Origin of the sequence: Flavobacterium supellecticarium (genome assembly GCF_004801375.1) — a bacterium.
Taxonomy (GTDB): Bacteria; Bacteroidota; Bacteroidia; order Flavobacteriales; family Flavobacteriaceae; genus Flavobacterium; species Flavobacterium supellecticarium.
The window spans coordinates 1-740 of sequence record NZ_SSNZ01000022.1 but is presented as its reverse complement, the minus strand read 5'-3'; the positions used below and the strand labels follow the sequence as shown (position 1 = coordinate 740).

Here is a 740-nt window from a genome sequence, read left to right as displayed (position 1 = left end):
GCTTTTACAGCTAAACCGGAAGTCAACTCGTCTTTGCTTGCTTTTAAATTCAAATCCGTGATATTCGCTTTGACCGCTAAATCACTTAAATTCGCTTTTTCCGCTAAACCTTCTTCAAATTCAACAGCGCTAATTTTTTCCGCTAATCTTGCATTGACATCAACTGTGTTCGCTTTTAAGGCTAATCCTGAATTTAAATCGGTTACATTCGCTTTATCTGCTAGTTTTGTATTAACATCGACAATAGTTGCTTTTGCATCCAGACTTTGCTGAATTTCAACAGCTTTCGCATCAACATCACTTTTATTCGCTTTTAAAGCTAAATCCGTAACATTGGCTTTATCAGCCAGTTTTGTATTAACATCTGTGATATTGGCTTTGACCGCTAAATCACTTAAACTTGCTTTTTCAGCCAAACCTTCTTCAAATTGAACGACACTAATTTTTTCCGCTAATTTGATGTTGACATCGGTAATATTTGCTTTGGCTTCAAGATCCGCAACATTGGCTTTTACAGCTAAACCGGAAGTCAACTCGTCTTTGCTCGCTTTTAAATTCAAATCCGTGATATTGGCTTTGACCGCTAAATCACTTAAACTTGCTTTTTCAGCCAAACCTTCTTCAAATTGAACGACACTAATTTTTTCCGCTAATTTGATGTTGACATCGGTAATATTTGCTTTGGCTTCAAGATCCGCAACATTTGCTTTTACAGCTAAACCGGAAGTCAACTCGTCTTT

The 740-nt window shown here is 36.9% G+C and carries 1 protein-coding gene; it reads right to left on the bottom strand.

Features of this window, described 5'->3' with window-relative positions; genetic code table 11:
- Nucleotides 1-740: hypothetical protein (locus E6C50_RS17820; RefSeq protein WP_211089564.1), on the bottom strand; the 740-nt coding region annotated here is incomplete at both ends.